Raw genomic sequence first — 26,429 nt, 5'->3', positions numbered from 1 at the left:
CTTGGGCCCGGATACGTGCCGCTTTCGCACCCGCCGGGCTGTGGAGGAAGTGTGCGGTCACGGTGACCGACCCCTGTGACACGTCTGTGACAGTCGGCGGACACGGCCATGAAGGTGGCGCGGCAAGCTTTTCGGCACAGCACAACCGCAGGCGGAAACACCGGAAGTCCACGACGGGGGGCGCGAGATGAACACGCTGCACGGCACCAGCACCAGCGCAGTTGTCACGCGTCTGCACGACGTGCACCGGAGTTCCGAGAAGTCCGGCGCCGCGGGCATGCGGGGGTGCGCTCGCGGCGCCGGGCGTCAGCACACCGCGATCATGACGGTGGTTGACGCGTCCACGGGGGACACCGACGGGGGAAGCGCGTACAGGGAGGAACCGGGGGAGCGCCGCTCGGTGAGCGAGGCGGAGTTCACCGCCTACGTCCAGGAGCGCCGCGCCTCCCTGTACGCCACCGCCTACCACCTGACCGGCGACCGCTTCGAGGCCGAGGACCTGCTGCAGAGCGCGCTGTTCTCGACCTACCGGGCGTGGGACCGGATCAGCGACAAGGCGGCGGTCGGCGGATACCTCCGCCGTACCATGACCAACCTGCACATCAGCGCGTGGCGCCGCCGCAAGCTGAACGAGTACCCGACCGAGGAGCTGCCGGAGACGGCCGGTGACACGGACGCCATGCGCGGCACCGAGCTGCGCGCGGTCCTGTGGCAGGCGCTGGCCCGGCTGCCCGAACTCCAGCGCACCATGCTGGTCCTGCGCTACTACGAGGGCCGCACGGACCCGGAGATCGCGGACATCCTCAACATCAGTGTCGGCACGGTGAAGTCCAGCATCTGGCGGTCGCTCCGCCGGCTGCGCGAGGACGAGGTCCTCAGCTTCGGCCGTGACGAGGAGAACGCCTTCGGGGAGCTCGTCGCCTGAGGGTTCGGGGGACACGGGGGACACGGGGGACACGGGGGGACCGTCAGGACGTCGGGGGGCGTCCGCGCGGTGAACGGGGATCGGGGGATCCGGGGGAGCACAGCGGGGGGAGCACGGGGGAACAAGGAGGGGGAGCACCCGGGGGGTGCGGAAACAGCGGGACTGCGCGGGGCCGGGGGGCCCGTCACGCGGTCCCGCTTTTTCGTGCGCCCGGTCCCGGGAGCGCGGGTGGACCCCGCACTACACACCCTATGTATACGCGATGTGTATAGTGCCGTGCATGGCCACCATGACCGCGCCGCGCCGCGACACCCCCGTCACAGTTCTCGCCGCCGTGACGGCCTTCGGACTGCTGCTCGGCTGGGCGACATACACCCTCCACGGGACGACGCCCCTGCTGGAGCGGGCCACCAACTCCGTGTCCACCTGGATCATCTGGGCCGCCGCGGCCGGCGCGCTGATCCGGACCCGGGGGCTCGCCGCCTGGAGCGGGGGCCTGATGATGCTCGCCACCTGCGCCGGCTACTACACGGCGTCCGCACTGGGGGACACCTTCGGTACCGGAGGGCTCGGCACCGCCGCCGTCTGGTCGGTGGCCGGCCTGGTGGGAGGGCCGCTGCTCGGATGGGGCGGATGGACCGTGCGGTACGGGCAGGGAGCGGTACGGGCGACGGCGGGAGCGGCCATCGCGATGGTGGTGCTGGGGGAGGGCCTCTGGATGGGGCTGACGCTGCACTACTGGGGAGAGGCGGTCGTGTTCCTCGCCGTCGGCGCGCTCCTCACGGCCCTGCTGACCGTCCACCTGGCGCGCGCCGGGGAGCGTCGCTTCTGGTGGTGCGCCGTCCTCGCCCCCGTGTTCGCCTTCGTGTTCTACCTCGCCGAGCTGTTCGTGCTCGACGGCCTGATCGGCTCGGTCTAGAGCTGCCGCGGAGAGGCCGCCGCCGGGCGGCCCGCGACCGCCGCGGCGGCCATGCGGGTCAGAGCCTCCTCGCGGTCGCAGGCGTACGCGCCCAGCGCCGTCTGGCGGGCGATGATCGACCGCTCCAGACGCATCAGCCGCCAGCCGCGGCGCAGCAGGAACGGCACCGACTTGCGGCCCTCCTTCAGGTCCCGCAGGAACCGGCGCCGGAAGGTCCGCACCGGACCGCGGCTCAGGCACAGCGCGTCGGCCAGCAGACCCAGTTCGCGGCAGCGGTCCACGATCTCCGCCGCGAAGATGCCCTCGGCGATGAACAGCGGCGTCCCGCCGATGTCCACGGTCGTCTCACCGGTACGGGCGCTCAGCGAGATGTCGTACACCGGGACCTGCGCCGTGCGCGTCCTGCACAGCCGGTCGATCGCGGTGACCGCGGCGTCCGCGTCCCACGAGGCGGGGTCGTCCCAGTCGATGTCGGAGGTGCCCGCCACCAGCGGCAGCGTCGGGTCGTCGCCCTCCTTGTAGAAGTCGTCCAGGCGCAGCACCGGAAGGCCGGAGCGGGCCGATACGAGGGACTTGCCGGAGCCGGAAGGGCCGCAGAGCAGCACGACTCGCGCGGATATGGGCGACTGGGAACTCACGGGACACCAGTGTGAGGCATCGCGCGGGTGGCGTACGACCCGGCGGTCCGACTTTGAAGCGCGCGTCACATCTCCACTACGCTGCGCGTCTGACCGTTGACCCTGCGAAGCCAAGAGGTGGCACAGCGATGGCCCGACACAAGGCACCCAGGACGCCCGTCGTCCGGCGCTCCATGGCCGTACTCGCGACGGCGGGAGCGGCGCTCGGCGTCGCGGCGGGAGGAGCGTCCGCCGCGGAGGCGCAGGTGCTGCCCGACGACGTCGGCCAGGTCGTCGGAACGGTCGCGGACCTCAAGCCCAACCCGCTCGCCGGCACGGGCGTGGACCCGCTCGACAACGGCGTCGGCACGCAGGTCGCCGACTTCCGCGGGCTGGACTCCCGCGAGGTGACCGGGCCGGTCGCCCAGGCGGAGTCGGTCGGCAGCATCCCAATGGCGGGGCGGGCGACGGACGCGCTGAGGGGCTGAGCATCCCCGAGCGTTCTCCCGCGGTACCCCTTCCGTTGGCCGCGCCCGGCTAGCTTTGCCGCGCCCCGCCCCGGCCGCAGGAGAGGTACGTCCATGAGCACCCCGGCCCAACGCACCTCGGCACGACCGTCCGCGGCCGTCCTGACATCGGTCCGGCAGCGTCAGGAAGGGACCCGGGCCGGGAGCCCGCCCCGCAACCCGGTGGGGCACGCCCTCCTCCGGCTGCAGTCCAGCGCCGGCAACCGGGCCACGGCGGCGGCGGTGCAGCGTGCCAGGAGCGCGGACAAGGGGAAGGCGCCGGAGAACGGTGGCACGTCCGCCGGAGCGAAGAAGGACTACCGCGACCGGATCGCCGCCCTCCTGGACAGGTTCAAGAAGAATCTCGAGCCGATCGACACCTTCGTCAAGGGAGCCCAGACCCCCGTCAACGCGGGCTTCACCCAGCAGGCCGCCGCCACGGCCGACGAGGGACTCAAGCACTCCGCCGCCGCCTCGGGTACGTCCGCCGCGTCGGGGAACCTCCTCACGGAGGCCACCGGCGCCGTGGTCAGCGGCATGGACGCGTACAAGAACATGAAGGCCGCCGAGACGCACGAGACCGGCGCCGAGCACCACACGGCGCGGAAGAAGGCCAGGACCAAGGGGACCGACGCGGTCATCGGCGCCGCCGGTTCGGGAAGTTACAGCGCCGCCATCGCCAAAGAGGTGACCAAGGTCCAGAAGGCGGCGGACGCCGCGGTGGCGTCCGAAGCGAGCGGTATCGCCAGTGCTTCCGTCGGCGCGGTCAAGGGCATACGGGCGGCCTTCCGCGTCGGGGGAGCGGCCCGCAAGTACAAGAGGGTGAAGGAGCTCGGCGACCCTCACCTCGTCGAGGTGGCGGCGTTGGCCCGGCTGAACGAGTCGCGGGAACAGGCCGAATGGGCCGCGGCGGAGGCGTACGTCGCGCTGGACGCCTACTGGGACCACGAGGGCGAGGAACGGCTGGAGCTCGTGGCCGAGGCCATCGACGCCGCCTGGGAGGCGATGGGTGAGGTCCGTGACGCCGCCGAGAGCATCCAGCACGCGGAGCGGAAGAGGGAGAGGGAAGCGGACAGGCTGACCAGGGCGCAGGAGTACGCGAAGAAGAAGCAGCTCACCAAGATCGGCAAGGAGACGGTCGGCGGCGCGGTGGGCGAGTCCGCCAAGGCCGCGGCCGGCGTCGTGACGGCGGTCGCGGCGGGAACGGCCGGGCTGGCGAGCAATCCGGTCGGGTGGGGCCTCGCCGGGGCCGGCGCCGGCCTCGTTCTCGGCGTCACCCTGTACAAGGCGCTCCGCGCGGCCACGAAGCGGTACGAGGAGAAACGCCACCCCGAACGCTGGGCGCCGGAGGGAGAGACCCCGGAGAAGGCCGCATCGCGCGCTGACTCGCTGAAGCACGCCCTGACGTTTTGGAAGAAGGTGTCGAAGGGCGAACGCCAGGCCATGGCACGTGAGATCTACGCCCTGGCGGCGGGCCCCGGCATCCCCGGCAGCGGCGACAGGACGCTCGAGATGAGGGAATCCGCGAGGGCCCTCCTCATCGCTCTCAAGGCGGGCCCCGCCGACCACGAGCTGGATCCTGAGACGTGGGCGCAGACCCTCGACGACCCGGCGAAGACGGCGGGCTGGATCAGTGAGATAGCGGAGCAGCTGGCCTCGGGGTGACGGCGAGGCGGGGAGCGGGTGCACCGCGCGGGCTGCTGTCGTATGTCTCCCGGCGGACGAGCGCGTCGTCCGTACGGGGCCGGGCCCAGGTCGTGGCGGCCCGTGTCAGGCGGTGCTCGAGGACGGCCGGGGGCTCATCCGGACGGAGATGAGCCGCGACCGTCCTCGAGCAGTCCGGAGGACCGGCCGCGGGGGGGGGGGGGGTCAGTAGGAGGAGCCCGACGCGCCCAGCGAACCCGTGGGGTGCCAGACCGTCTTGGTCTCCAGGAAGGCCGTCATACGGTCCGTGCCGGGCGCCGCCGCCCACTCGTCCACAGGCTGTGGACGCAGCACGCGCTTCAGGTTGTCCGCGGCCGCGATCTCCAGCTCCTTCGCCAGCGCCTCGTCGGCGCCCGCGAGGTCGATCGCGTTGACGTCCTGGTGCGCGGCGAGCGGCGCGGCGATCTCCGCCGTACGGCCGGAGAGGATGTTGACCACACCGCCCGGCAGGTCGGACGTGGCCAGCACCTCGCCCAGGGACAGGGCCGGCAGCGGGGCCTTCTCCGACGCGATCACGACCGCCGTGTTGCCCGTCGCGATCACCGGCGCCACCACCGAGACCAGGCCGAGGAACGACGACTCCTGCGGCGCCAGCACGGCGACCACACCGGTCGGCTCGGGGGAGGACAGGTTGAAGAACGGGCCCGCGACCGGGTTGCCGCCGCCGACCACCTGGGCGATCTTGTCGGTCCACCCGGCGTACCAGACCCAGCGGTCGATCGCCGCGTCCACCTGCGCCGCCGCCTTGGACCTCGACAGGCCCTCGGCCTCGCCGACCTCCCGCACGTACTGGTCCCGGCGGCCCTCCAGCATCTCCGCGATCCGGTACAGGATCTGGCCGCGGTTGTACGCCGTCGCGCCGGACCAGGCGCCGAACGCCTTGCGGGCCGCGACCACCGCGTCACGGGCGTCCTTGCGGGACGACTGCGGTGCGTTGGCCAGCCACTTGCCCTTGGCGTCAGTCACCTCGTACACCCGGCCGCTCTCGGAACGCGGGAACTTCCCGCCGACGTACAGCTTGTAGGTCTTGAAGACGGAGAGGCGCTCGTTCTTCTCGGGCTTCTCGGTCTTCTCGTTCTTGTCAGACATCGAGGTACGCCTCCAGGCCGTGGCGGCCGCCCTCGCGGCCGAAGCCCGACTCCTTGTAACCGCCGAACGGCGAGGTCGGGTCGAACTTGTTGAACGTGTTGGACCAGATCACGCCCGCGCGGAGCTTGTTCGCCACCGCCAGGATCCGCGAGCCCTTCTCGGTCCAGATGCCCGCCGACAGGCCGTACGGCGTGTTGTTGGCCTTGGCGACCGCCTCGTCCGGCGTGCGGAACGTGAGGACCGACAGGACCGGGCCGAAGATCTCGTCGCGGGCGATGGTGTGCGCCTGGGTGACGTTCGTGAACAGCGTCGGGGCGAACCAGAAGCCGTTCTCCGGCAGTTCGCAGGCCGGGGACCAGCGCTCGGCGCCCTCCGCCTCGCCCTGCTCCGCCAGCGCGGTGATCCGCGCCAGCTGCTCCGCGGAGTTGATCGCGCCGATGTCGGTGTTCTTGTCCAGCGGGTCGCCGAGGCGCAGCGTGGACAGCCGGCGCTTCAGGGAGTCGAGCAGCTCGTCGTGGATCGACTCCTGCACCAGCAGGCGCGAGCCCGCGCAGCAGACCTGGCCCTGGTTGAAGAAGATGCCGTTGACGATGCCCTCGACGGCCTGGTCGATCGGCGCGTCGTCGAAGACGATGTTCGCGCCCTTGCCGCCCAGTTCCAGCGTCAGCTTCTTCCGGGTGCCCGCGACCGTGCGCGCGATCTCCTTGCCGACGGCGGTCGATCCGGTGAAGGCGACCTTGTTCACGTCCGGGTGGGCGACCAGCGCGGCTCCGGCGCGGCCGTCACCGGTGACGATGTTGACGACGCCCCTGGGCAGGCCCGCCTGACGGCAGATGTCCGCGAAGAAGAGGGCGGAGAGGGGCGTGGTCTCGGCGGGCTTCAGGACGACCGTGTTGCCGGTCGCGAGCGCCGGGGCGATCTTCCACGCCAGCATCAGCAGCGGGAAGTTCCAGGGAATGACCTGGCCCGCGACGCCGAGCGGCTGCGGGTTCGCGCCGTAGCCCGCGTGCTCCAGCTTGTCGGCCCAGCCCGCGTAGTAGAAGAAGTGCGCGGCGACCAGCGGGAGGTCCGCGTCGCGGGTCTCCCTGATCGGCTTGCCGTTGTCCAGCGTCTCCAGGACGGCCAGCTCGCGGCTGCGCTCCTGGATGATGCGGGCGATGCGGAAGAGGTACTTCGCGCGCTCCGAGCCGGGCAGCGCGGACCACTTCTCGAACGCCTTGCGGGCCGCCCGCACCGCGCGGTCGACGTCCTCCTCGGACGCCTCGGCGACCTCGGACAGGACCTCCTCGGTGGAGGGGGAGACGGTCTTGAGGACCTTGCCGCCGGCCGCCTCGGTGAACTCGCCGTCGATGAAGAGGCCGTAGGACGGCGCGATGTCGACGACCGAGCGGGACTCGGGCGCCGGGGCGTAGTCGAAAACAGGTGCCATGGTGATCAGTCCACCGTCACGTAGTCGGGACCGGAGTAGCGGCCGGTGGCCAGCTTCTGCCGCTGCAGCAGCAGGTCGTTCAGCAGCGAGGAGGCGCCGAAGCGGAACCAGTGGTTGTCCAGCCAGTCCTCGCCCGCGGTCTCGTTGACCAGGACCAGGAACTTGATCGCGTCCTTGCTGGTGCGGATGCCGCCCGCCGGCTTCACACCGACCTGGATCCCGGTCTGGGCGCGGAAGTCGCGCACCGCCTCCAGCATCAGGAGGGTGTTCGCCGGGGTCGCGTTCACCGCGACCTTGCCCGTCGAGGTCTTGATGAAGTCGGCCCCGGCCAGCATGCCGAGCCAGCTCGCGCGGCGGATGTTGTCGTACGTCGACAGTTCGCCCGTCTCGAAGATGACCTTCAGGCGGGCGTCCGTCCCGCAGGTCTCCTTCACGGCGGTGATCTCGTCGTACACCTTCATGTAGTTCCCCGCGAGGAACGCGCCGCGGTCGATGACCATGTCGATCTCGTCCGCACCGGCGGCGACGGCCTCACGGACGTCCGCCAGCTTCACGGAGAGCGGGGCGCGGCCCGCCGGGAAGGCGGTGGCGACGGAGGCGACCTTGACGGTCGAACCGGCGACCGCCTCCTTCGCCGTGGCCACCATGTCGGGGTAGACGCAGACCGCGGCCGTGGCGGGCGTGGTGCGGTCGGTCGGGTCGGGGCGGACCGCCTTCGCGCCGAGCGCCCGGACCTTGCCCGGGGTGTCCGCGCCTTCCAGCGTCGTCAGGTCGACCATCGAGATGGCGAGGTCGATGGCGTACGCCTTCGCGGTCGTCTTGATCGAGCGGGTGCCGAGGGAGGCGGCACGTGCCTCCAGGCCGACCGCGTCGACGCCGGGCAGCCCGTGGAGGAAACGGCGCAGCGTGCTGTCGGACGCGGTGACGTCGCTCAGAGCGTGGGGTGCAGTGGTGGGCATGGTCACCAGACGAGCATATCTACGCGCGTAGCGGCTGTACAGCCCCGGAACGGATCCGGGGCCGTGGGGTGTGAGGGGGAGGGGGCGGGGCGAGCGAGGGGCCGGTCCGGGACGGGCAAGTGGCCGGGGCCGGGACGAGCGGCCTTCGGGTCCGGGGCCGGGGTCGTGCAGAATCGGGGGCATGACGACCCCCGACCCGTCGCGCGAGCCGGAGCCCACGAAGCCCGCCGGGACCGCGACGACCCCGTACAAGGACCGTGTCTACCGCTCGCCCGCAGGCGTCGTCGGAGGCGCGCTGGTGCTCGCCATCGTCGCCTGGCTCGGCATCGACGCGGTCTTCGTCGGCGAGGGCCGCACGCCGTGGCTCGCCCTCGCCACCATGCTCTTCCTCGTGCCCTTGGTGTTCGCCTACACCCTGCGGCCCGCCGTCTTCGTCAACGACGACCGGCTGCGCATCCGCAACCCGCTGCGGCTGATCGTGCTGCCGTGGGGGCAGGTCGCCTCGCTGCGGTCCGGGTTCTCCAACGAGGTCGTCGACGAGTCCGGCACCAAGTACCAGCTGTGGGCGCTGCCCGTCTCCGTACGGGCGCGCAGCAAGGCGGCGCGGCAGGAGGCGCGGGCCGCGCGTGCGGCCGCCCGAGCCGGGCAGGGCGGGCGCGGTCGCGGGAGCGGGGGTGCCGGGGTGCCCGGGGGTGCGGTGGGGGCCGCCGATCTGGGAGCAGGTGCCGCCCTTGCCGCCGACGGGCCGCGTCGGGCCGAGACGGACCAGGCCATGGACGAGCTGCGTGAGCTGCACGAGCGGCGGCAGGGGGAGCCGGGGACGCAGGGGGAGGTCACCGTGCGGTGGGCCTACGAGATCATCGCGCCTGCCGTGGCGGGGGCTGTGCTGCTGGGTGTGTTGTGGGGGTTGGGCTGAGAGCGGGGCTGCGGGCCGGCTGAGGGTTGGACTGAGGGTTGGGCTGAGAGCTGGGCTGCGGGCCGGCTGAGCGCGGGACTGCGGGCCGGATGAGGGCCGGGCTGAGGGGCCGGCCGGGGAGGGGCGGGCTGAGCCGGCTCAGCTGGGCTCGGGCGCGTGGGCTGTGAGGTGCGGCGGGGGCGGTCCTTCTGGGCCGCCCCCGCTTTCTCAGATGCCCGTGGCCTCGGACAGGTCCTGCTTGATCGCGGCCAGGAGGGCCGTCGCCCTCGTGCGGGCCTCGGGGAGGTCCGCCTTGGCCGCCACCGGGATCACGACCTCCAGGTAGCACTTCAGCTTGGGCTCCGTGCCGCTCGGGCGGACGACGACCCGCGCGCCGTCCAGGGTGTAGCGGAGGCCGTCGGTGGGCGGAAGCTTGTCCGTGCCCTCGGTGAGGTCCTCGGTCCTCGTGATGCGCAGCCCCGCCAGTTCGGTGGGAGGCTGCTCGCGCAGGCGGCGCATCGCGGCGGCGATCAGGCCCAGATCCTTCACGCGGACGCTGAGCTGGTCCGTGGCGTGCAGGCCGTGCTCCACGGCGAGGTCGTCGAGGAGGTCGAGGAGGGTGCGGCCCTCCGCCTTGAGCTCGGAGGTCAGTTCCGTGAGGAGGAGCGCCGCCGTGATGCCGTCCTTGTCGCGTACGCCGTCCGGGTCCACGCAGTAGCCGAGGGCCTCCTCGTAGCCGTAGCGCAGGCCGTCGACGCGGGCGATCCACTTGAAGCCCGTCAGTGTCTCCTCGTACGGGAGGCCCGCCTTCTCGGCGATACGGCCGAGGAGGGACGACGAGACGATCGACTCCGCGAACGTGCCGGTCGCGCCGCGGCGGACCAGGTGGGCGGCGAGGAGCGCGCCGACCTCGTCGCCGCGCAGCATGCGCCAGTCGCCGCCGTCCTGTACGGCGGCGGCGCAGCGGTCGGCGTCGGGGTCGTTGGCGATGACCAGGTCGGGGTTCGTCTCGTGGGCCTTCGCGAAGGCGAGGTCCATCGCGCCGGGCTCCTCAGGGTTGGGGAACGCGACGGTCGGGAAGTCCGGGTCGGGGTCGGCCTGCTCGGTGACCAGGTCGGGGGTGGGGAAGCCCGCGCGGGCGAAGGCGGCGAGGAGGACGTCCTTGCCGACGCCGTGCATGGCCGAGTAGACGGTGCGGGCCGTGCGGGGGGAGGCCGGGGAGAGGACCGCGTCCGTGCGGGCGAGGTAGGCGTCGAGGACGGTGTCGTCAAGGGTGTCCCAGCCGGTGGTGGGGCGGGGGACGGTGGTGAGTGACGCCACGGCGTCGATCTCCGCGGCGATCTCGGCGTCCGCCGGGGGGACGATCTGGGAGCCGTCGCCCAGGTACACCTTGTAGCCGTTGTCGCGAGGCGGGTTGTGGCTGGCGGTGACCTCCACGCCGGCGACCGCGCCGAGGTGCCTGATGGCGAAGGCGAGGACGGGGGTGGGGAGGGGGCGCGGGAGGACCGCGGCGCGGAGGCCGGCGCCGGTCATCACGGCGGCGGTGTCCTCGGCGAAGGTGTGCGACTTGTGGCGGGCGTCGTAGCCGATGACGACGAGGCCGTTGTCGTGGCCCTGCTTCTTGAGGTACGCGGCGAGGCCGGCGGCGGCGCGGATGACCACGGAGCGGTTCATGCGGAGGGGGCCGGCGCCGAGCTCGCCGCGGAGGCCGGCGGTGCCGAACTGGAGGGTGCCGGCGAAGCGGGCGGTGAGTTCGGCGTGGTCGCCGTCGTCGATGAGGCGGGCGAGTTCCTCGCGGGTGTCCGGGTCGGGGTCCTCGGCGAGCCATGCCTGGGCCTGTGCGATGAGCGCGTCGTCTTCCACGGTTCGGTCGGCCTCTCTCGGTCGGTGTGGTGTCAGGTTCGCATGGGGGCGGGGGTGGTGTGCTTGCGGCACGTTTTCGCCCGGTGGGGGCGGGGGTGGTGTGCTTGCGGCACGTTTTCGCCCGGTGGGGGCGGGGGTGGTGTGCTTGCGGCACGTTTCCGCCCGGTGAGGGCTGGGGTCGCGTGCCTGCGGCGCAACGTCCGCCCCGGTGGGGGTTGGTGTAGCGCCCACGGTGGGGTGGTGGTGCGGGGCCGCGGTGGGGGTGGTCGTCCTCGGTCTGGCGCGAGAGTGCGTCTCGAGAGGCTCAGGGCGTGGACGCGCCAGCCGCTGCGGGCGCCCACCCCCACCCCGTCCCCTCCTCGCCGTCGGCGGCTGCACCGGCACCGGCACCGGTGGCACGCTCACCGCGGGCAGTCGTGCCGCCCAGGGCGATGGGGGAGGGTGGGCGCGGCGGCACCTCGTGGCGCCGAGTTGCGCCGACACCCCCGGGTCCGCACCGACGCCGGGTGTCACTGAAAGCCGCCCCCGCCGAAGGCACCCGCACCCGTGGGTGCACAGCCCCGTTGTGGAGGAGGGGGTTACAGGCGGCCCAGGACCTGGGTGAGCAGTTCGCCCATGCGCGTCGCCGAGTCGCGGCCCGCCTGGAGGACCTCCTCGTGGTTCAGCGGCTCGCCGGTCATACCGGCGGCGAGGTTGGTCACCAGGGAGATGCCCAGCACCTCGGCGCCGGCTTCGCGCGCGGCGATGGCCTCCAGGACCGTGGACATGCCCACCAGGTCCGCCCCGATGACACGCGCCATACGGATCTCCGCCGGCGTCTCGTAGTGCGGGCCGGGGAACTGGGCGTAGACGCCCTCCTCGAGGGAGGGGTCGATCTCCTTGCACAGCGTGCGCAGACGCGGGGAGTACAGGTCGGTGAGGTCGACGAAGTTCGCGCCGACGATCGGCGACGTCGCCGTCAGGTTGATGTGGTCGCTGATCAGGACCGGCTGCCCGGGGCGCATGCCCTCACGCAGGCCGCCGCAGCCGTTGGTCAGCACGATCGTCTTCGCGCCCGCCGCCACGGCCGTGCGGACGCCGTGCGCGACGGCGGCCACGCCGCGGCCCTCGTAGTAGTGGGTGCGGCCCAGGAAGACCAGGGCACGCCTCTGCCCGATGCGGTAGGAGCGGATCTTGCCCCCGTGGCCCTCGACCGCCGGCGGCGGGAAGCCGGGCAGCTCGGTGACCGGGTGCTCGGCCTCGGGGGTGCCGAGCGCGTCCGCTGCCGGGGCCCACCCGGAGCCCATCACGAGGGCGACGTCGTGGGTCTCGGCGCCAGTGAGTTCGCGCAGGCGGGCTGCGGCGGCGTCGGCTGCGGCGTACGGGTCGCCCTGGATGTCGTCCGGAAGAAGAGAAGCGTTCACGTCGACGAGGGTAGCCGCAATTCGCCTACGCGCGTAGATGTGGGAGGTGACGGGATGGCGATCGTTGTCTTGTCGTTTCCGTCAGCAGGGGCGCTTACGGAGCTCCATCACGTAGTCGTGGGGCGCCCCCGCGGACTCCGCCGCGTCGGCGATCTCGCCCAGGTAGCGGGCGGAGGGCAGGCCGCCCTCGTAGGAGTTCAGGACGTACGTCCAGGCGTGTTCCTCGCCGTCCAGGGTGTGCACCCGGATCCGCGTGCGGCGGTAGATGTCCAGGCCCGTGCCCTCCCAGCGGTCCAGGGACTCCTCGTCCATGGGCGCGATGTCGTAGAGGGCGACGAAGACCTGGCAGATCGGGTCCTCGACCAGGGTCGCGAGTGCGCCTTCCCAGCCCATGTGCTCGCCCCCGAACGTCAGCCGCCAGCCGTTGAGCCAGCCGGTGGCCCGCAGCGGCGAGTGCGGGGCGCGGCGGGACATCAGCCGGGCGTCGAGGTTGCCGGCATAAGCGGCGTAGAGCGACATGGGGGAAGGGTACGGCAGGGGGTGCCGCGACGGTCGTGGCTCAGGGGATGCACCCCCGGGCGGGCGCACGGTGAAGTGTGCGGGACAATGGAGTACGTGACTCGGATCGTGATCATCGGTGGCGGACCCGGCGGATACGAAGCGGCGCTGGTCGCCGCGCAGCTCGGCGCGGAGGTGACCGTCGTCGACTGCGACGGCCTGGGCGGTGCGTCGGTGCTGACCGACTGCGTGCCGTCCAAGACCCTGATCGCCACGGCCGAGGTGATGACCACCTTCGACTCCTCCTACGAGGAGCTGGGGATCATCGTGGCCGACGACACCCCGCCGCTGGAGCAGGCGGCCCGGGTGGTCGGTGTCGACCTGGGCAAGGTCAACCGGCGTGTGAAGCGGCTCGCGCTGGCGCAGTCGCACGACATCACCGCCTCCGTGACGCGCGCCGGCGCGCGCGTCATGCGCGGGCGCGGGCGGCTGGACGGGATGCAGGCGCTCGACGGGTCACGCAAGGTCGTCGTGACCGCCGCCGACGGGAGCGAGGAGACGCTCAACGCCGACGCCGTGCTCATCGCGACCGGAGGGCATCCCCGTGAGCTGCCGGACGCGCAGCCCGACGGGGAGCGGATCCTGAACTGGACGCAGGTGTACGACCTCGACGAGCTTCCCGAGGAGCTCATCGTGGTCGGTTCCGGTGTCACCGGTGCCGAGTTCGCCGGCGCCTACCAGGCCCTCGGTTCCCGCGTGACGCTGGTGTCGTCGCGCGACCGCGTGCTGCCCGGCGAGGACCCGGACGCGGCGGCCGTGCTGGAAGACGTCTTCCGGCGGCGCGGCATGAACGTGATGGCGCGGTCGCGGGCGCAGTCAGCCAAGCGTGTGGGGGACCGGGTCGAGGTGACGCTGGCGGACGGCCGGGTCATCACCGGCTCGCACTGCCTGATGGCCGTCGGCGCCATCCCGAACTCCGAGGGCATGGGACTGGAGGAGGCAGGGGTGCGGCTGCGCGACTCCGGGCACATCTGGACCGACAAGGTGTCGCGGACCACCGCTCCGGGTGTGTACGCGGCCGGTGACGTCACCGGTGTCTTCGCCCTGGCCTCGGTGGCCGCCATGCAGGGGCGGATCGCCATGTACCACTTCCTCGGGGACGCGGTCGCTCCGCTCAATCTGAAGACCGTCTCGTCGAACGTCTTCACCGACCCCGAGATCGCCACCGTCGGTTACACGCAGGCCGACGTGGACGGCGGGAAGATCGACGCGCGCGTCGTGAAGCTGCCCCTGCTGCGCAACCCGCGCGCCAAGATGCAGGGCATCCGCGACGGCTTCGTCAAGATCTTCTGCCGCCCCGGTACCGGCATCGTCGTCGGCGGTGTCGTCGTGGCGCCGCGCGCCTCGGAACTCATCCACCCCATCTCGATCGCGGTCGACAACAACCTGACCGTCGAACAGATCGCGAACGCCTTCACCGTGTATCCGTCCCTGTCGGGCTCGATCGCCGAGGTGGCGCGGCAGCTGCACACGCGTAAGGCGGGCGCCGAGGCCTGACCCGGCTCTATACCACTTGCTGTGGGGCCGTGCGAACAACTTCTGCTATTCAGCGCAAACTGCTGAAAGCAGACGGTCGTCGGCGTTACTGTCAGTTTCGTGTTCGCTGCAGAACGTCGCCAATTGATCCTCGAAATGGTGCGAGCGAACGGAGCCGTGTCGCTCCGTGAGCTCGCCCGCGTCGTCCAGACCTCCGAAGTGACCGTACGGCGGGACGTGCGCGCGCTGGAGGCAGAAGGACTCCTCGACCGCCGGCACGGCGGTGCGGTGCTGCCGGGCGGTTTCACACGCGAGTCCGGCTTCCCGCAGAAGTCGCACCTCGCCACCGCCGAGAAGACCGCCATCGCCGACCTCGCCGCGAACTTCGTGGAGGAGGGCGAGGCCATCGTGGTCGGCGCGGGCACCACCACGCAGGAGCTGGCCCGCCGGCTCGCCCGGGTGCCCGGGCTGACGGTCGTCACCAACTCCCTGCTGGTCGCCCAGGCGCTCGCCCACGCCAACCGGGTCGAGGTCGTGATGACCGGCGGCACGCTCCGCGGCTCCAACTACGCCCTCGTCGGCAGCGGCGCCGAGCAGTCCCTCCAAGGTCTGCGGGTGTCCCGGGCGTTCCTCTCGGGCAGTGGCCTGACCGCCGAGCGCGGGCTGTCCACGTCCAACATGCTGTCCGCGTCCGTCGACCGGGCGCTGGTCCAGGCCGCCGCCGAGGTGGTGGTCCTCGCCGACCACACCAAGCTCGGCACGGACACCATGTTCCAGACGGTGCCCACGGACCTCATCACCCGGCTGGTCACCGACGAGCCGCCCGCGCACGACGACCGCGCGGCGACCGAGCTCCAGGCCCTCGCCGACCAGGGCGTGCAGATCGCCGTCGCGGGGGCGCCGGGGGGAAACGGCAGCTCGGGGGGTGACGGCCCTCCGTCGGGCCGGCAGCGCCGTGACGTCCCGCTGCCCGGGCCGAGGCGTCAGGCCCCCGGCCTGCGTACGGCCGTCGCGCTGGGGGCCGCGTCCGACCAGGGGCAGGGCGCCGAGCGGGCCGCCCGGGTGGCGGACATGCGACGCCGCTGAACGGCCCGCGGACGTACGACAGCGCCCGGCGCCCTCCGGGAGGACGCCGGGCGCTGTGACGTGAGCGGTCAGTCCTTGATCTCGCAGATCGCCGCGCCGGACGTGACCGAACCGCCGACCTCGGCGTTCAGGCCCTTGACGGTGCCGGAGCGGTGGGCGTTGATGGGCTGCTCCATCTTCATCGCCTCCAGGACGACGACCAGGTCGCCCTCCTTGACCTCCTGGCCCTCCTCGACCGCGACCTTGACGATCGTGCCCTGCATCGGGGAGGCGAGGGTGTCACCGGAGGCCGCCGGGCCCGACTTGCGGGCGGCACGGCGCTTCGGCTTGGCGCCGGCGGCCAGACCCGTGCGCGCCAGGCTCATGCCGAGCGACGCGGGCAGGGAGACCTCCAGGCGCTTGCCGCCGACCTCCACGACGACCGTCTCGCGGCCCGTCTCCTCCTCGGCGTCCGCGTCCACGGGCGAGACGAAGGGCTTCAGGTCGTTGACGAACTCGGTCTCGATCCAGCGGGTGTGGACCGTGAAGGGGTCGGCGGAGCCGGTCAGTTCGGGGGCGAACGCCGCGTCCTTGACCACCGCGCGGTGGAACGGGATGGCCGTGGCCATGCCCTCCACCGTGAACTCCTCCAGGGCGCGCGAGGCGCGCTGCAGGGCCTGCTCGCGGGTGGCGCCGGTGACGATCAGCTTCGCCAGCAGGGAGTCCCACGCCGGGCCGATCACGCTGCCGGACTCCACGCCCGCGTCCAGACGCACACCCGGGCCGGACGGCGGGGCGAACGTGGTGACGGTGCCGGGCGCGGGCAGGAAGTTGCGGCCCGGGTCCTCGCCGTTGATGCGGAACTCGAAGGAGTGACCGCGCAGCGGCGGGTCGTCGTAGCCGAGCTCCTCGCCGTCGGCGATGCGGAACATCTCGCGCACCAGGTCGATGCCGGAGACCTCCTCGGTCACCGGGTGCTCCACCTGGAGGCGGGTGTTGACCTCGAGGAAGGAGATCGTGCCGTCGTTGCCGACGAGGAACTCCACGGTGCCCGCGCCGACGTAGCCGGCCTCCTTCAGGATGGCCTTGGAGGCGCGGTACAGCTCGGCGTTCTGCTCCTTCGACAGGAACGGCGCCGGGGCCTCCTCGACCAGCTTCTGGTGGCGGCGCTGCAGGGAGCAGTCACGGGTGGAGACCACGACCACGTTGCCGTGGCTGTCGGCCAGGCACTGGGTCTCCACGTGGCGCGGCTTGTCCAGGTAGCGCTCGACGAAGCACTCGCCGCGGCCGAAGGCGGCGACCGCCTCGCGGACGGCCGAGTCGTACAGCTCGGGGACCTCTTCCAGGGTCCGGGCGACCTTCAGGCCGCGCCCGCCGCCGCCGAAGGCGGCCTTGATGGCGATCGGCAGGCCGTGCTCCTCGGCGAACGCGACGACCTCGTCCGCGCCGGACACCGGGTCGGGCGTGCCCGCCACCAGCGGGGCGCCGGCACGCTGGGCGATGTGCCGGGCGGCGACCTTGTCACCGAGGTCGCGGATGGCCTGCGGTGGCGGGCCGATCCAGATGAGGCCCGCGTCCAGAACGGCCTGGGCGAATTCGGCGTTCTCCGAGAGGAAGCCGTAGCCGGGGTGGATCGCGTCGGCCCCGGACTCCCGCGCGGCCTTCAGCACCTTGTCCATGTCGAGGTAGCTGGTGGCCGGAGTGTCACCGCCCAGGGCGAACGCCTCATCCGCGGCGCGGACATGCAGAGCGTCCCGGTCCGGGTCGGCGTAGACGGCAACGCTCGCGATTCCGGCATCCCGGCAGGCCCGGGCAACGCGGACAGCGATTTCGCCACGGTTGGCGATGAGCACCTTGCGCACGATTGAGGCTCCCTCCTTGAAACAAGCCGAGTTTAGGGACTGCCGACACGGCACTTCGACCCGTCCCCAGTGGTGAGCTTGCCCACACGGAGCGTGATGCGAGGCTCGCTCGACCCGCGAAATCCCTTGTCGCACCTCGGTACGCAGGACTCCTCCCGGAAACCCTAGCCCTGTCGTGTGGTCAAGGTCTCTGTGAGAGCGTGCTGCGGCCCACTTCGATTCTTTGTGGAGTCCCTACGAATGGCCCAATGATTCTTTGCCCGCCGCACGCCCCTTGTACCGAGGTTTACCCGTTAGTAGCCTTCGCGTCGTCCCGAACATACTCGGGGTAACCACAGTCGTGCTCGAAAGTGGGTGGGGGCCGGTGGTCCGCAGACCGGTGGCGTGGATCGTCGCGCTCGTGCTGTTCGCCGAGGCGCTGGGCGTGCTGGCGGTGAACTGGTTCCTGGGTGTCGTCGTCGACCGGCAGGACATGTCGCTGGCCGGCCTCGACCCGGACGTGATGTCGGTGTCGTCGAAGGCCGGCGGAGTGGTCTTCGGGCTCTACTTCGGCCTGTGCGGAGTGGTGGCCCTGCTGGTCGCCCTGCGCGACCGGGCCCCGGCCGGCTTGGGCAAGGTGCTGCTGATCAGCGCCGCCGTGGTCCATGCGCTGCTCGGCGCCTTCGCATGGGGCCTGATCGGGTGGACGGCGTTCCTCTTCATGGTCGTCGTCCTCGCGCTGATCGTGCTGCTCCTGATGACGTACGACGGGCGGCCGGGGAAGCCCGACGAGCCCGTCGACGCGGGGACGCCGCCCCTCAGTCCTCCCGCGGCGCCCACAGCTCCGTGATCCCGACGCCCAGCTCGGCCAACAGGCGCCGTACGAGCGGCAGGCTGAGGCCGATCACGTTGCCGTGGTCGCCGTCGATGCCGTCGATGAACGGCGCCGAGCGGCCGTCCAGGGTGAACGCCCCCGCCACGTGCAGCGGCTCGCCCGAGGCCACGTAGGCCGCGATCTCCTCGTCCGAGGGCTCGCCGAAACGGACCACCGTGGAGGCGGTGGCGGAGGCGTAGCGGCCGCTGACGGTGTCGTAGACGCAGTGGCCGGTCTGGAGCGTGCCCGCGCGGCCCCGCATCGCCTTCCAGCGCGCGGTGGCCTCCTCGGCGTCCTCCGGCTTGCCGAGGGCCTGACCGTCCAGCTCCAGCACCGAGTCGCAGCCGATCACCAGCGCGCCCTTCGCCTCGGGCCGCGCTGCGACCACGGACGCCTTCGCCTCGGCCAGGGCCAGCGCCAGCTCGGCGGGCGTGGGGGCGGAGACGGCGTCCTCGTCGACCCCGCTGACGATCACCTCGGGCGTCAGCCCGGCCTGGCGGAGCAGCCCGAGCCGGGCGGGGGACTGGGAGGCGAGAACGAGGCGGCGACGCGGCTGATCTGTCATGCGGTCAGCGTATCGGCGTCCTCCGGACGGCTCATCTCGCGCCGGCACGGCCCGCGCGGGGCCGCGGCGCCTCGTGCGGAGTGAGGGCGGCTCATCCTCGCGCCGATCACCTGACGCCGAGGACCTCGCGCCGATCACCTGACGCCGATCACCAGCATCGCCAGGACCATGGCCAGTGCCATGAGAACGCCCAGCCGCCGCAGCATCTCCTGCGTGTCACGCAGTTCCTTCGGCGGCTTGTTCTCGGGGTCGGACCACAGCATTCCTCCAGCGTGCGGCGGAGCCTGCGCGGGGCGCCTGAGTACGCGTACTCAACTTGGCGACGGACGCCTTCGACACGCCGGACGGGCCGTACGCGGTGCGTACGGCCCGTCCTGGTCGGTGGTGTGGAGTCAGCCGCCCGGCCAGTACGTCCGCGACCACGACGCCGGGCCCGGCTGGGGCACACGGCGCGCGGCGATGCGGGACGGGTCGGACCAGGCGTCGGGGATCGTGGGCGCGCCGGACGGCAGGGTGGCCGCCGCCGCGGCACGCGCCCTGACCACCGCCAGTGCGGCGGCCAGCTCCTCCGGGGTCGGGTTGCCCCGTACGACCTTGATCGTCACAGCGGCTCCTTACAGGGGGATGTTGCCGTGCTTCTTCGGGGGCAGGCTCTCGCGCTTGGTCCGCAGCTGACGCAGGCCACGGACGATGTGGCGGCGGGTGTCGGACGGCATGATCACCGCGTCGACGTAACCCCGCTCGGCGGCGACGTAGGGGTTGAGGAGAGCGTCCTCGTACTCCTGCATCAGCCGGGCGCGGGTCGCCTCGGCGTCGTCCGACTCGGCGATGGTGCGGCGGTGCAGGATGTTGACGGCCCCCTGCGCGCCCATCACCGCGATCTGGGCCGTCGGCCAGGCCAGGTTGAGGTCGGCGCCCAGGTGCTTGGAGCCCATGACGTCGTACGCGCCGCCGAACGCCTTGCGGGTGATGACGGTGATCAGGGGGACCGTGGCCTCCGCGTAGGCGTAGATCAGCTTGGCGCCGCGGCGGATGATGCCGTCGTGCTCCTGGTCCACGCCCGGCAGGAAGCCGGGGACGTCGACGAAGGTCAGCACCGGGACGTTGAAGGCGTCGCAGGTCCGCACGAAGCGGGCCGCCTTCTCCGAGGCGGTGATGTCCAGGCAGCCGGCGAACTGCATCGGCTGGTTCGCCACGATGCCTACGGGGCGGCCCTCGACGCGGCCGTACCCCGTGAGGATGTTCGGCGCGAACAGGGGCTGCGTCTCGAAGAACTCCGCGTCGTCGAGGACGTGCTCGATGACCGTGTGCATGTCGTACGGCTGGTTCGCCGAGTCCGGCACGATCGTGTCGAGTTCGCGGTCCTCGTCGGTGACCGTCAGGTCCGCCTCCTCGGGGAAGGCGGGCGGCTCCGAGAGGTTGTTCGAGGGCAGGTAGGAGAGGAGCTGCTTGACGTACTCGATCGCGTCCTTCTCGTCGCCCGCCATGTGGTGCGCGACGCCGGAGGTCGAGTTGTGGGTGCGGGCGCCGCCGAGCTCCTCGAAGCCGACGTCCTCGCCGGTGACCGTCTTGATGACGTCCGGGCCGGTGATGAACATGTGGCTGGTCTGGTCGACCATGATCGTGAAGTCGGTGATGGCGGGGGAGTAGACCGCGCCGCCCGCGCAGGGGCCCACGACCAGGCTGATCTGCGGGATCACACCGGACGCGTGGGTGTTGCGGCGGAAGATCTCGCCGTACGCGCCGAGGGAGGCCACGCCCTCCTGGATGCGGGCGCCGCCGGAGTCGTTGATGCCGATGACGGGACAGCCCGTCTTGAGGGCGAAGTCCATCACCTTGACGATCTTCTGGCCGTAGACCTCGCCGAGGGCGCCGCCGAAGACGGTGAAGTCCTGGGAGAAGACGGCGACCGGGCGGCCGTCGACCGTGCCGTAGCCGGTGACGACTCCGTCGCCGTACGGGCGGTTCGCATCGAGGCCGAAGTTGGTGGAGCGGTGCCGGGCGAACTCGTCCAGTTCGACGAAGGAGCCCTCGTCGAGCAGGAGGTCGATCCGCTCACGGGCCGTCAGCTTGCCCTTGGCGTGCTGCTTTTCGACGGCACGTGCGGAGCCGGCGTGCGTCGCCTCTTCGATACGACGCTGGAGATCCGCGAGCTTGCCCGCGGTGGTGTGGATGTCAGGCTGCTGCTCTTCCGGCTCGGACATCGGGATGCGGCTCCCTGCCTGCTCAAAAGGGGGGGACGGTTACTCATCCGTAGCGTAGTGGGGGGCTGTGTGTTCGGCAGTGCGGTGTTTCCCACACCTAGTGTGGGTTGCATGACACCCCGAGATGACTCCGAATCCCCTGAGCCCCGTCGCAGTCGGTGGTCCGATCTCGACCGGCCCCCGCTGAACGCCGCCGCGTTGCGGCGGGCTCTTGTACGGGAGGGGGGTTTGTGGAGGGAGCTGGACGTGGTGCAGCGGACCGGCTCCACGAACTCCGACCTTGTGGCGCGGGCGGCTGCCGGGGGCGAGGGCGAGGGCGGGTTGAGGGAGGGGGTCGTTCTCGTCGCCGAGGAGCAGAGCGCTGCGCGGGGGCGGCTGGACCGGAAGTGGGTGGCTCCGGCTCGGTCCGGGCTGTTCTTCTCCGTGTCGCTGCGGCCCGGGGATGCCGGTGTGCCGATGGAGCGGTGGGGGTGGCTGCCGTTGCTGACGGGGGTTGCCGTGGCTACGGGGCTCGCTCGGGCCGCGGGCGTGGACACGGCGTTGAAGTGGCCCAATGACGTGCTGGTGACGGTGGGGGGAGAGGAGCGGAAGGCTGGGGGGATCCTGGCGGAGGCCACCGGGGACGGCGGGGGCGTGGTGGTGGGGGTCGGTGTGAATGTCAGCTTGCGGGCCGAGGAGCTGCCTGTGCCTACGGCGGGGTCGCTGGGGCTGGCGGGGGCCGTGAGCACTGATCGGGATCCGCTGCTGCGGGCTGTGCTGCGGGGGATCGAGGACTGGTACGGGCGGTGGCGGGCTGCTGGTGGTGACGCGGGGGCGTGCGGGCTGCAGGAGGCGTACGCGGCGGGTTGCGCGACGCTGGGGCGGGTCGTGCGGGCGGAGCTGCCGGGGGAGCGGGCGCTGGTGGGGGAAGCGGTGGCTGTGGACGGGGACGGGCGGTTGGTGCTGGCTACGGAGGCGGGGGTGCAGGAGCCGGTGGGGGCGGGGGACATCGTGCATCTGCGGGCTGCGGGGTGAGGTGACGGCGGAGCGCCCGGTGGGGGGCGGAGCGCCCGGTGGGAGGCGGGGCGCCCGGTGGGGGGGGGGTGACGGCTGTGGTGGGGGTCTGGCCGGTGGGGGCTTGGGTTTGACGCCTGCGGCGCAACGTCCGCCCCGGTGGGGGTTGGTGTAGCGCCCACGGTGGGGTGGTGGTGCGGGGCCGCGGTGGGGGTGGTCGTCCTCGGTCTGGCGCGAGAGTGCGTGTTGCATTGCCCAGGGCGTGGACGCGCCGGCCGCTGCGGGCGCCCACCCCCACCCCGTCCCCTCCGCGCCATCGGCGGCTGCACCGGCACCGGTGGCGCGCTCACCGCGGGCATCCGTGCCGCCCAGGGCGGCACGGTGGGCGCGACGGCACCCTGTTTGGCGCCAGGTGCGCCGACTCCCGCGGGCCGCACCCGCGACGGGTATCTGGGCAGCACCCCACCCGGGTGTGCAACACCCAGCCCCGCCGCGACCGTGGCTGAAAACGCACCCCCGGATGCCGCCCCCGGCGCGTAAGTAGAGGCACGCGCCCCACACCTCACCCATGGCCCAACCTGACGGAGTGAGCTACCGCACACCTGCCGTAGAGTTGAGCCCGGTCGAGACATGGCCGTGACAGATCGGAAGGGCAGCAACGCGTGAGCGTCGACGACTCGGGTTCCGGTGCGGACGCGCAGGGCGACGGCGAGGATCCGCTTGCTCTGCGCCTCGAGCAGCTCATTCTGGGCGCCGAGCGCCGTTACACGCCGTTCCAGGCGGCCCGCAGCGCCGGCGTCACGATGGAGCTCGCCACCCGCTTCTGGCGTGCCATGGGCTTCGCCGACGTGGGTCAGGCGAAGGCCCTGACGGAGGCGGACGTCCTCGCTCTGCGCCGCCTCGCGGGTCTGGTGGAGGCCGGCCTGCTGAGTGAGGCCATGGCAGTCCAGGTCGCCCGGTCCACCGGTCAGACCACCGCGCGTCTGGCCGAATGGCAGATCGATTCGTTCCTGGAAGGGCTCACGGAGCCGCCCGAGCCGGGCATGACCCGCACCGAGGTCACGTATCCGATCGTCGAGCTGCTCCTGCCCGAGCTGGAGGAGTTCCTGGTCTACGTGTGGCGGCGGCAGCTCGCCGCCTCGGCCGGGCGTGTGGTGCAGGAGGCCGACGACGAGGAGATGGTGGACCGGCGGCTCGCCGTCGCCTTCGCCGACCTCGTGGGCTTCACCCGCCTCACCCGGCGGATGGAGGAGGAGGAGCTCGGCGAGCTGGTCGAGGCCTTCGAGACGACGGCCGCCGATCTGGTCGCGGCGCGCGGCGGGCGGCTGATCAAGACCCTCGGGGACGAGGTGCTGTACGCCGCCGACGACGCCGGGACCGCCGCGGAGATCGCCCTGCGGTTGATAGAGACCATGGCGAACGACCAGACCATGCCGGAACTGCGCGTCGGCATGGCCTTCGGCACCGTCACCACCCGGATGGGCGATGTCTTCGGCACCACCGTCAACCTCGCCTCCCGGCTGACCTCCATAGCCCCCCGCGACGCGGTGCTGGTGGACGCCGACTTCGCCCAGGAGCTGATCCGCACCGGTGACGCGCCGGCCAGCGAGGCCGCTGCGGCCGAAGCGGCGACGAAGGCGGAGAAGGAGGGCGAGGAGCCGCCCTCGTACCGGTTCGCCCTCCAGCCGATGTGGCAGCGGCCCGTCCGTGGTCTCGGCGTGGTCGAGCCCTGGCTGCTCACCCGGAGGACTCCCCCGGAGGCATCCGCCGACTGACCGTCGGCGCGGCTCTCAGCCGCCGAGGCAGATGTTCAGCAGCGGGAGACAGAGGGCGCGGTCCTTCTCGTCCTCGTGCTCGTCGTCGGGTGGCGGGGGTGGGGGTGTCGTCGTCGACGCCGGTGGTGTCGGCTTCACTTCCGGCGGGTTCTCAGGTGTCGGTGACGTCCTGGGTGGCGGGGGTGTCGCCGTGTGCGGGCCTGGTGGTGCCGTCGACGGCTGTGGTGGTGGCGGCTGCGTCAGCGGTGCCTGTGCCTTTCCGCCCTGGGCCCTCGGTGACGTCGGGCTCGGGTGGGGTGTGGGCGGGGGTGTCGTGCCCTTGCGGGGACTCGTCGTCCTGCCCGGTGCGGTGGGGGCGCCGCTCTCCTCCAAGGAGGGGAGCGAGGCCGCCCTCGTGTTGCTGGGCGGGGCGTCCGGCGTCGACAGGTGGATGAGCGTCGCCGCGCCCGCCGTCAGGGTCAGGGCGCCCGCGGCCAGAAGGGCGCGGCGGTGGCGGGGTTTTCGGTGGCGTCCCCGGGGGACGGTGCGCGTCTCGGCCGGTGTCATGGTCTGTCTCCCCCCTGCGTGCGCCCCCGGCGCGCGCGGTGTGCGCACGGTATGCGCCGAGGGCGGTGCGGCTCAGGCGAGTCGGTCGTATGTCACTCGAACGGGTGGACCCTTTTCCTCGGCGGCTCGCGGCTGCCATGATCGGGGCGAGCCAAGTTAACCCGCGTTAACCGGAGGGTGTCATGAGTGAGGAACGGTTCGGGGAGTTCGTGCTGGTGCGGCGGCACGAGCGGGGGCATGTCGCGGAGCTCGTCCTCGACCGGCCGACGGCCATGAACGCGGTGTCGACCGAGATGGCCCGTTCGATCGCCGGCGCCTGTGCGGCGCTGGGTGGGGACCGGGACGTACGGGCGGTGGTGCTGACCTCGTCGCACGAGCGGGCCTTCTGTGTGGGGGCCGATCTGAAGGAGCGGAACTCGTTCACGGATGCCGATCTCGTGCGGCAGCGGCCCGTGGCGCGGGGCGCCTACACCGGGGTGCTTCAGCTGCCCGTGCCCGCCATTGCCGCCGTGCACGGATTCGCCCTGGGGGGCGGATGTGAGCTCGCCCTGTCGTGTGACGTGATCGTGGCCGACCGTACGGCCGTCATGGGGCTGCCCGAGGTGTCCGTCGGCGTCATCCCGGGCGGAGGTGGTACGCAGTTGCTGCCCCGGCGGGTCGGGTCGGCGCGTGCGGCCGAGCTGATCTTCACCGCGCGGCGGGTCGAGGCCGGGGAGGCCCGGGAGATCGGGCTCGTGGATGTGCTGGTGAACGAGGGGCGGGACCGTGAGGACGCGCTCGCCATGGCCGCGCGGATCGCCGGGAACTCGCCCGTGGGGCTGCGGGCCGCCAAGCGGGCGCTGCGACTGGGGCACGGGCTCGACCTGCCGGCCGGTCTCGAGGTCGAGGACGCGGCCTGGCGGTCCGTGGCGTTCTCCGGGGACCGGGCGGAAGGGGTCGCCGCTTTCAACGAGAAGCGGCGGCCGGAGTGGCCGGGTGAGTGACCCCGATGTCTCGATAAGCGGAAAATATCCCTAACCTGGGGGAATGGGTGAGGAGAGCCGTCTGGCGGCCGTGGTGGCGCTGGCTCAGGGCATGGCCGCCGCGCACAGTTCGCGGGAGGCGTGGCGGGCCGCGGCCGGCGGGGCCCGCCGGGCCCTGGGCGGGAGCTTCGCCGCGCTGTCCGTGTGGGAGCGGGAGCTCGGACGGCTGAGGGTGCTGGTGAACGTCGGGGAGCTCGCCGAGGGGGAGGAGGAGTTCCCCGACGACGAGTCGTACCCGGTGCACCAGTTCGCCGAGATCACCGAGTTCCTGCACGAGCAGTGGGCCGGCGGGGGAGAGCCCGACGCCTGGGTGGAGACCGCGCAGGGCCCCGAGGAGGGGCGCGCCGGGTACTGCCACCAGCGGGTGGCGGCGCTGCGGCGGCGCGGTCGCGGCTGCTGCGTGGTCGCGCCCATCGTGCTGCACGGGCGGGCCTGGGGCGAGCTGTACGTGGCCCGGCCGGTGGGCGAGCCCGTGTTCGGAGGGGCGGACGCCGACTTCGCGACCGTGCTGGCCGCCGTGGTGGCCGCGGGGATCGCGCAGACCGAGCGTCTCGAGGAGGCGCGGCGGCTGGCCTTCACGGACTCGCTGACGGGGCTGGCGAACCGCCGGGCGGTGGACGCCCGGCTGGACGAGGCGGTCGAGCTGCACCGGCGGGACGGGGCCGTGGTCAGCCTGGTGGTGTGCGACGTCAACGGGCTGAAGCGGGTCAACGACACCCTCGGGCACTCCGTGGGGGACCGGCTGCTGGAGCGTTTCGGGAGCGTGCTGTCGCTGTGCGGGGCGATGCTGCCGGGCGCCCTGGCGGCGCGGCTCGGCGGGGACGAGTTCTGTCTGCTGGCGGTGGGGCCGTCCGCCGACGAGGTGGTCAAGGCGGCCGACGAGGTCTGCCGGCGGGCCGTTGAGCTGGGCATCGGCGACGGTGTCGCGTGCGGGGTGGCGTCCACGGAGGACCCGATCGGGCCGGTGCATTCGGCGCGGCGGCTGTTCCGGCTGGCCGACGCGGCTCAGTACCGGGCCAAGGCCGAGCGGGCCGCGCAACCCGTGGTGGCCGGGCGGGAGGGGGCGGACGACCCCGTGGTTCGGCTCGCGGACGAACCCTCGCGGGAGGCCGACGGGGAGCGGCGCCGGTTCCGCGGGCGGCACGCGCCCGGGTAAGGGGTGCGGGCCGGGTCCGGGTAAGGGGTGCGGGCCGGGTCCGGT

General features: G+C 72.3%; 25 protein-coding genes. 12 read left to right on the top strand and 13 right to left on the bottom strand.

What is annotated here, in order from left to right; translation table 11 throughout:
- The first annotated feature begins 187 nt into the window (after positions 1 to 187).
- Positions 188 to 925 carry a SigE family RNA polymerase sigma factor gene (locus tag ACF1AG_RS10875; protein ID WP_359601162.1) on the top strand — a complete coding sequence of 246 codons (738 nt, stop codon included), beginning with the start codon at positions 188 to 190 and terminating at the stop codon, positions 923 to 925.
- Positions 926 to 1,205: 280 nt separating this feature from the next.
- Positions 1,206 to 1,844 carry a DUF6518 family protein gene (locus ACF1AG_RS10870; RefSeq protein ID WP_359601161.1) on the top strand — a complete coding sequence of 213 codons (639 nt, stop codon included), beginning with the start codon at positions 1,206 to 1,208 and terminating at the stop codon, positions 1,842 to 1,844.
- On the opposite strand, the gene ACF1AG_RS10865 is transcribed toward ACF1AG_RS10870, so the two are convergent.
- Complete coding sequence (locus ACF1AG_RS10865; RefSeq protein WP_391809628.1) at positions 1,841 to 2,551, bottom strand: uridine kinase; 711 nt, start codon at positions 2,549 to 2,551, stop codon at positions 1,841 to 1,843. The genes ACF1AG_RS10870 and ACF1AG_RS10865 overlap by 4 nt on opposite strands.
- A gap of 59 nt (positions 2,552 to 2,610) precedes the next feature.
- Between ACF1AG_RS10865 and ACF1AG_RS10860 the strand changes: the two genes are divergently transcribed.
- Both ACF1AG_RS10860 and ACF1AG_RS10855 read left to right on the top strand, forming a co-directional pair.
- A complete protein-coding gene (locus ACF1AG_RS10860) occupies positions 2,611 to 2,949 on the top strand; it encodes a hypothetical protein (RefSeq protein ID WP_391809627.1) in 339 nt (112 codons plus the stop codon).
- Positions 2,950 to 3,042: 93 nt separating this feature from the next.
- Complete coding sequence (locus ACF1AG_RS10855) at positions 3,043 to 4,632, top strand: hypothetical protein (RefSeq protein ID WP_359601158.1); 1,590 nt, start codon at positions 3,043 to 3,045, stop codon at positions 4,630 to 4,632.
- Between the two features lie 204 nt (positions 4,633 to 4,836).
- Here ACF1AG_RS10855 and ACF1AG_RS10850 read toward each other — a convergent pair whose 3' ends face one another.
- From ACF1AG_RS10850 to deoC, 3 genes are read right to left on the bottom strand one after another with little or no spacing between them, the layout of a single operon-like run.
- Positions 4,837 to 5,760, bottom strand: coding sequence for an aldehyde dehydrogenase family protein (locus tag ACF1AG_RS10850; protein WP_359601157.1), 924 nt, complete (start codon positions 5,758 to 5,760; stop codon positions 4,837 to 4,839).
- Positions 5,753 to 7,189 carry an aldehyde dehydrogenase family protein gene (locus ACF1AG_RS10845; protein WP_359601156.1) on the bottom strand — a complete coding sequence of 479 codons (1,437 nt, stop codon included), beginning with the start codon at positions 7,187 to 7,189 and terminating at the stop codon, positions 5,753 to 5,755. The genes ACF1AG_RS10850 and ACF1AG_RS10845 overlap by 8 nt, the downstream gene beginning before the upstream one ends.
- Before the next feature lie 5 nt (positions 7,190 to 7,194).
- On the bottom strand, positions 7,195 to 8,148 hold the full coding sequence (gene deoC / locus ACF1AG_RS10840; RefSeq protein ID WP_359601180.1) for a deoxyribose-phosphate aldolase: 954 nt from the start codon (positions 8,146 to 8,148) through the stop codon (positions 7,195 to 7,197).
- 181 nt (positions 8,149 to 8,329) lie between these two features.
- On the opposite strand from deoC, the gene ACF1AG_RS10835 reads away from it, so the two are divergent.
- Entirely contained in the window at positions 8,330 to 9,064 is a 735-nt protein-coding gene (locus ACF1AG_RS10835; RefSeq protein ID WP_391809626.1) for a PH domain-containing protein, read from the top strand.
- Positions 9,065 to 9,271: 207 nt separating this feature from the next.
- Here the strand turns inward: ACF1AG_RS10835 and ACF1AG_RS10830 are convergent, their stop codons facing one another.
- The 3 genes from ACF1AG_RS10830 to ACF1AG_RS10820 form a co-directional block, all read right to left on the bottom strand.
- Entirely contained in the window at positions 9,272 to 10,906 is a 1,635-nt protein-coding gene (locus ACF1AG_RS10830; protein ID WP_391809625.1) for a phospho-sugar mutase, read from the bottom strand.
- 578 nt (positions 10,907 to 11,484) lie between these two features.
- On the bottom strand, positions 11,485 to 12,309 hold the full coding sequence (locus ACF1AG_RS10825; protein ID WP_359601153.1) for a purine-nucleoside phosphorylase: 825 nt from the start codon (positions 12,307 to 12,309) through the stop codon (positions 11,485 to 11,487).
- An 81-nt stretch (positions 12,310 to 12,390) separates the two neighbouring features.
- Positions 12,391 to 12,828 (bottom strand): gamma-glutamylcyclotransferase, encoded by a 438-nt coding sequence (locus tag ACF1AG_RS10820; RefSeq protein WP_359601152.1) that lies wholly within the window; start codon positions 12,826 to 12,828, stop codon positions 12,391 to 12,393.
- Positions 12,829 to 12,915: 87 nt separating this feature from the next.
- Between ACF1AG_RS10820 and ACF1AG_RS10815 the strand changes: the two genes are divergently transcribed.
- Positions 12,916 to 14,364 carry an NAD(P)H-quinone dehydrogenase gene (locus ACF1AG_RS10815; protein WP_359601151.1) on the top strand — a complete coding sequence of 483 codons (1,449 nt, stop codon included), beginning with the start codon at positions 12,916 to 12,918 and terminating at the stop codon, positions 14,362 to 14,364.
- Positions 14,365 to 14,463: 99 nt separating this feature from the next.
- On the top strand, positions 14,464 to 15,429 hold the full coding sequence (locus ACF1AG_RS10810) for a DeoR/GlpR family DNA-binding transcription regulator (protein ID WP_387794967.1): 966 nt from the start codon (positions 14,464 to 14,466) through the stop codon (positions 15,427 to 15,429).
- 68 nt (positions 15,430 to 15,497) lie between these two features.
- Here ACF1AG_RS10810 and ACF1AG_RS10805 read toward each other — a convergent pair whose 3' ends face one another.
- Entirely contained in the window at positions 15,498 to 17,270 is a 1,773-nt protein-coding gene (locus tag ACF1AG_RS10805) for a biotin carboxylase N-terminal domain-containing protein (RefSeq protein ID WP_359601150.1), read from the bottom strand.
- Between the two features lie 364 nt (positions 17,271 to 17,634).
- On the opposite strand from ACF1AG_RS10805, the gene ACF1AG_RS10800 reads away from it, so the two are divergent.
- Complete coding sequence (locus tag ACF1AG_RS10800; RefSeq protein WP_359753269.1) at positions 17,635 to 18,099, top strand: hypothetical protein; 465 nt, start codon at positions 17,635 to 17,637, stop codon at positions 18,097 to 18,099.
- Here the strand turns inward: ACF1AG_RS10800 and ACF1AG_RS10795 are convergent.
- The 4 genes from ACF1AG_RS10795 to ACF1AG_RS10780 all read right to left on the bottom strand — a co-directional run bounded on the left by ACF1AG_RS10795 (position 18,068) and on the right by ACF1AG_RS10780 (position 20,892).
- Positions 18,068 to 18,688: a nucleoside triphosphate pyrophosphatase gene (locus ACF1AG_RS10795; RefSeq protein WP_359601148.1), complete on the bottom strand. Its 621-nt coding sequence runs from the start codon at positions 18,686 to 18,688 to the stop codon at positions 18,068 to 18,070. The genes ACF1AG_RS10800 and ACF1AG_RS10795 overlap by 32 nt on opposite strands.
- Before the next feature lie 134 nt (positions 18,689 to 18,822).
- Complete coding sequence (gene mmpB, locus ACF1AG_RS10790; protein WP_086703397.1) at positions 18,823 to 18,951, bottom strand: morphogenic membrane protein MmpB; 129 nt, start codon at positions 18,949 to 18,951, stop codon at positions 18,823 to 18,825.
- Positions 18,952 to 19,080: 129 nt separating this feature from the next.
- Positions 19,081 to 19,293, bottom strand: coding sequence for an acyl-CoA carboxylase epsilon subunit (locus tag ACF1AG_RS10785; protein ID WP_391809624.1), 213 nt, complete (start codon positions 19,291 to 19,293; stop codon positions 19,081 to 19,083).
- A 9-nt stretch (positions 19,294 to 19,302) separates the two neighbouring features.
- Positions 19,303 to 20,892 (bottom strand): acyl-CoA carboxylase subunit beta, encoded by a 1,590-nt coding sequence (locus ACF1AG_RS10780; protein WP_359753267.1) that lies wholly within the window; start codon positions 20,890 to 20,892, stop codon positions 19,303 to 19,305.
- 111 nt (positions 20,893 to 21,003) lie between these two features.
- Here ACF1AG_RS10780 and ACF1AG_RS10775 point away from each other — a divergent pair, with 111 nt between their 5' ends.
- Positions 21,004 to 21,906, top strand: a complete 903-nt coding sequence (locus ACF1AG_RS10775) for a biotin--[acetyl-CoA-carboxylase] ligase (protein WP_391809623.1) — start codon at positions 21,004 to 21,006, stop codon at positions 21,904 to 21,906.
- Between the two features lie 641 nt (positions 21,907 to 22,547).
- A complete protein-coding gene (locus tag ACF1AG_RS10770) occupies positions 22,548 to 23,660 on the top strand; it encodes an adenylate/guanylate cyclase domain-containing protein (RefSeq protein WP_359606814.1) in 1,113 nt (370 codons plus the stop codon).
- Positions 23,661 to 23,675: 15 nt separating this feature from the next.
- Here the strand turns inward: ACF1AG_RS10770 and ACF1AG_RS10765 are convergent, their stop codons facing one another.
- Positions 23,676 to 23,798 carry a hypothetical protein gene (locus tag ACF1AG_RS10765; protein ID WP_391809622.1) on the bottom strand — a complete coding sequence of 41 codons (123 nt, stop codon included), beginning with the start codon at positions 23,796 to 23,798 and terminating at the stop codon, positions 23,676 to 23,678.
- A gap of 590 nt (positions 23,799 to 24,388) precedes the next feature.
- On the opposite strand from ACF1AG_RS10765, the gene ACF1AG_RS10760 reads away from it, so the two are divergent.
- Positions 24,389 to 25,189 carry an enoyl-CoA hydratase/isomerase family protein gene (locus tag ACF1AG_RS10760; RefSeq protein ID WP_391809621.1) on the top strand — a complete coding sequence of 267 codons (801 nt, stop codon included), beginning with the start codon at positions 24,389 to 24,391 and terminating at the stop codon, positions 25,187 to 25,189.
- 43 nt (positions 25,190 to 25,232) lie between these two features.
- The gene (locus tag ACF1AG_RS10755; protein ID WP_391809620.1) at positions 25,233 to 26,384 is read left to right on the top strand and encodes a diguanylate cyclase domain-containing protein; all 1,152 of its coding nucleotides are present in this window, start codon (positions 25,233 to 25,235) and stop codon (positions 26,382 to 26,384) included.
- Positions 26,385 to 26,429: the final 45 nt, after the last annotated feature.

Origin of the sequence: Streptomyces sp. NPDC014764 (assembly GCF_043082785.1) — a bacterium.
In the GTDB taxonomy this organism is placed as follows: domain Bacteria; phylum Actinomycetota; class Actinomycetes; order Streptomycetales; family Streptomycetaceae; genus Streptomyces; species Streptomyces althioticus.
Note: the sequence above shows the minus strand (reverse complement) of the source record. Positions and strands in the feature narration are given on the sequence as shown.

Coding starts and splice junctions, on each gene's coding strand:
- ACF1AG_RS10875 (WP_359601162.1), top strand. CDS start 188: ATGAACACGCTGCACGGCACCAGCACCAGCGCAGTTGTCACGCGTCTG.
- ACF1AG_RS10870 (WP_359601161.1), top strand. CDS start 1,206: ATGGCCACCATGACCGCGCCGCGCCGCGACACCCCCGTCACAGTTCTC.
- ACF1AG_RS10860 (WP_391809627.1), top strand. CDS start 2,611: ATGGCCCGACACAAGGCACCCAGGACGCCCGTCGTCCGGCGCTCCATG.
- ACF1AG_RS10855 (WP_359601158.1), top strand. CDS start 3,043: ATGAGCACCCCGGCCCAACGCACCTCGGCACGACCGTCCGCGGCCGTC.
- ACF1AG_RS10850 (WP_359601157.1), bottom strand. CDS start 5,760: ATGTCTGACAAGAACGAGAAGACCGAGAAGCCCGAGAAGAACGAGCGC.
- ACF1AG_RS10845 (WP_359601156.1), bottom strand. CDS start 7,189: ATGGCACCTGTTTTCGACTACGCCCCGGCGCCCGAGTCCCGCTCGGTC.
- deoC (WP_359601180.1), bottom strand. CDS start 8,148: ATGCCCACCACTGCACCCCACGCTCTGAGCGACGTCACCGCGTCCGAC.
- ACF1AG_RS10835 (WP_391809626.1), top strand. CDS start 8,330: ATGACGACCCCCGACCCGTCGCGCGAGCCGGAGCCCACGAAGCCCGCC.
- ACF1AG_RS10820 (WP_359601152.1), bottom strand. CDS start 12,828: ATGTCGCTCTACGCCGCTTATGCCGGCAACCTCGACGCCCGGCTGATG.
- ACF1AG_RS10815 (WP_359601151.1), top strand. CDS start 12,916: ATGGAGTACGTGACTCGGATCGTGATCATCGGTGGCGGACCCGGCGGA.
- ACF1AG_RS10795 (WP_359601148.1), bottom strand. CDS start 18,688: ATGACAGATCAGCCGCGTCGCCGCCTCGTTCTCGCCTCCCAGTCCCCC.
- mmpB (WP_086703397.1), bottom strand. CDS start 18,951: ATGCTGTGGTCCGACCCCGAGAACAAGCCGCCGAAGGAACTGCGTGAC.
- ACF1AG_RS10780 (WP_359753267.1), bottom strand. CDS start 20,892: ATGTCCGAGCCGGAAGAGCAGCAGCCTGACATCCACACCACCGCGGGC.
- ACF1AG_RS10775 (WP_391809623.1), top strand. CDS start 21,004: ATGACACCCCGAGATGACTCCGAATCCCCTGAGCCCCGTCGCAGTCGG.
- ACF1AG_RS10760 (WP_391809621.1), top strand. CDS start 24,389: ATGAGTGAGGAACGGTTCGGGGAGTTCGTGCTGGTGCGGCGGCACGAG.
- ACF1AG_RS10755 (WP_391809620.1), top strand. CDS start 25,233: ATGGGTGAGGAGAGCCGTCTGGCGGCCGTGGTGGCGCTGGCTCAGGGC.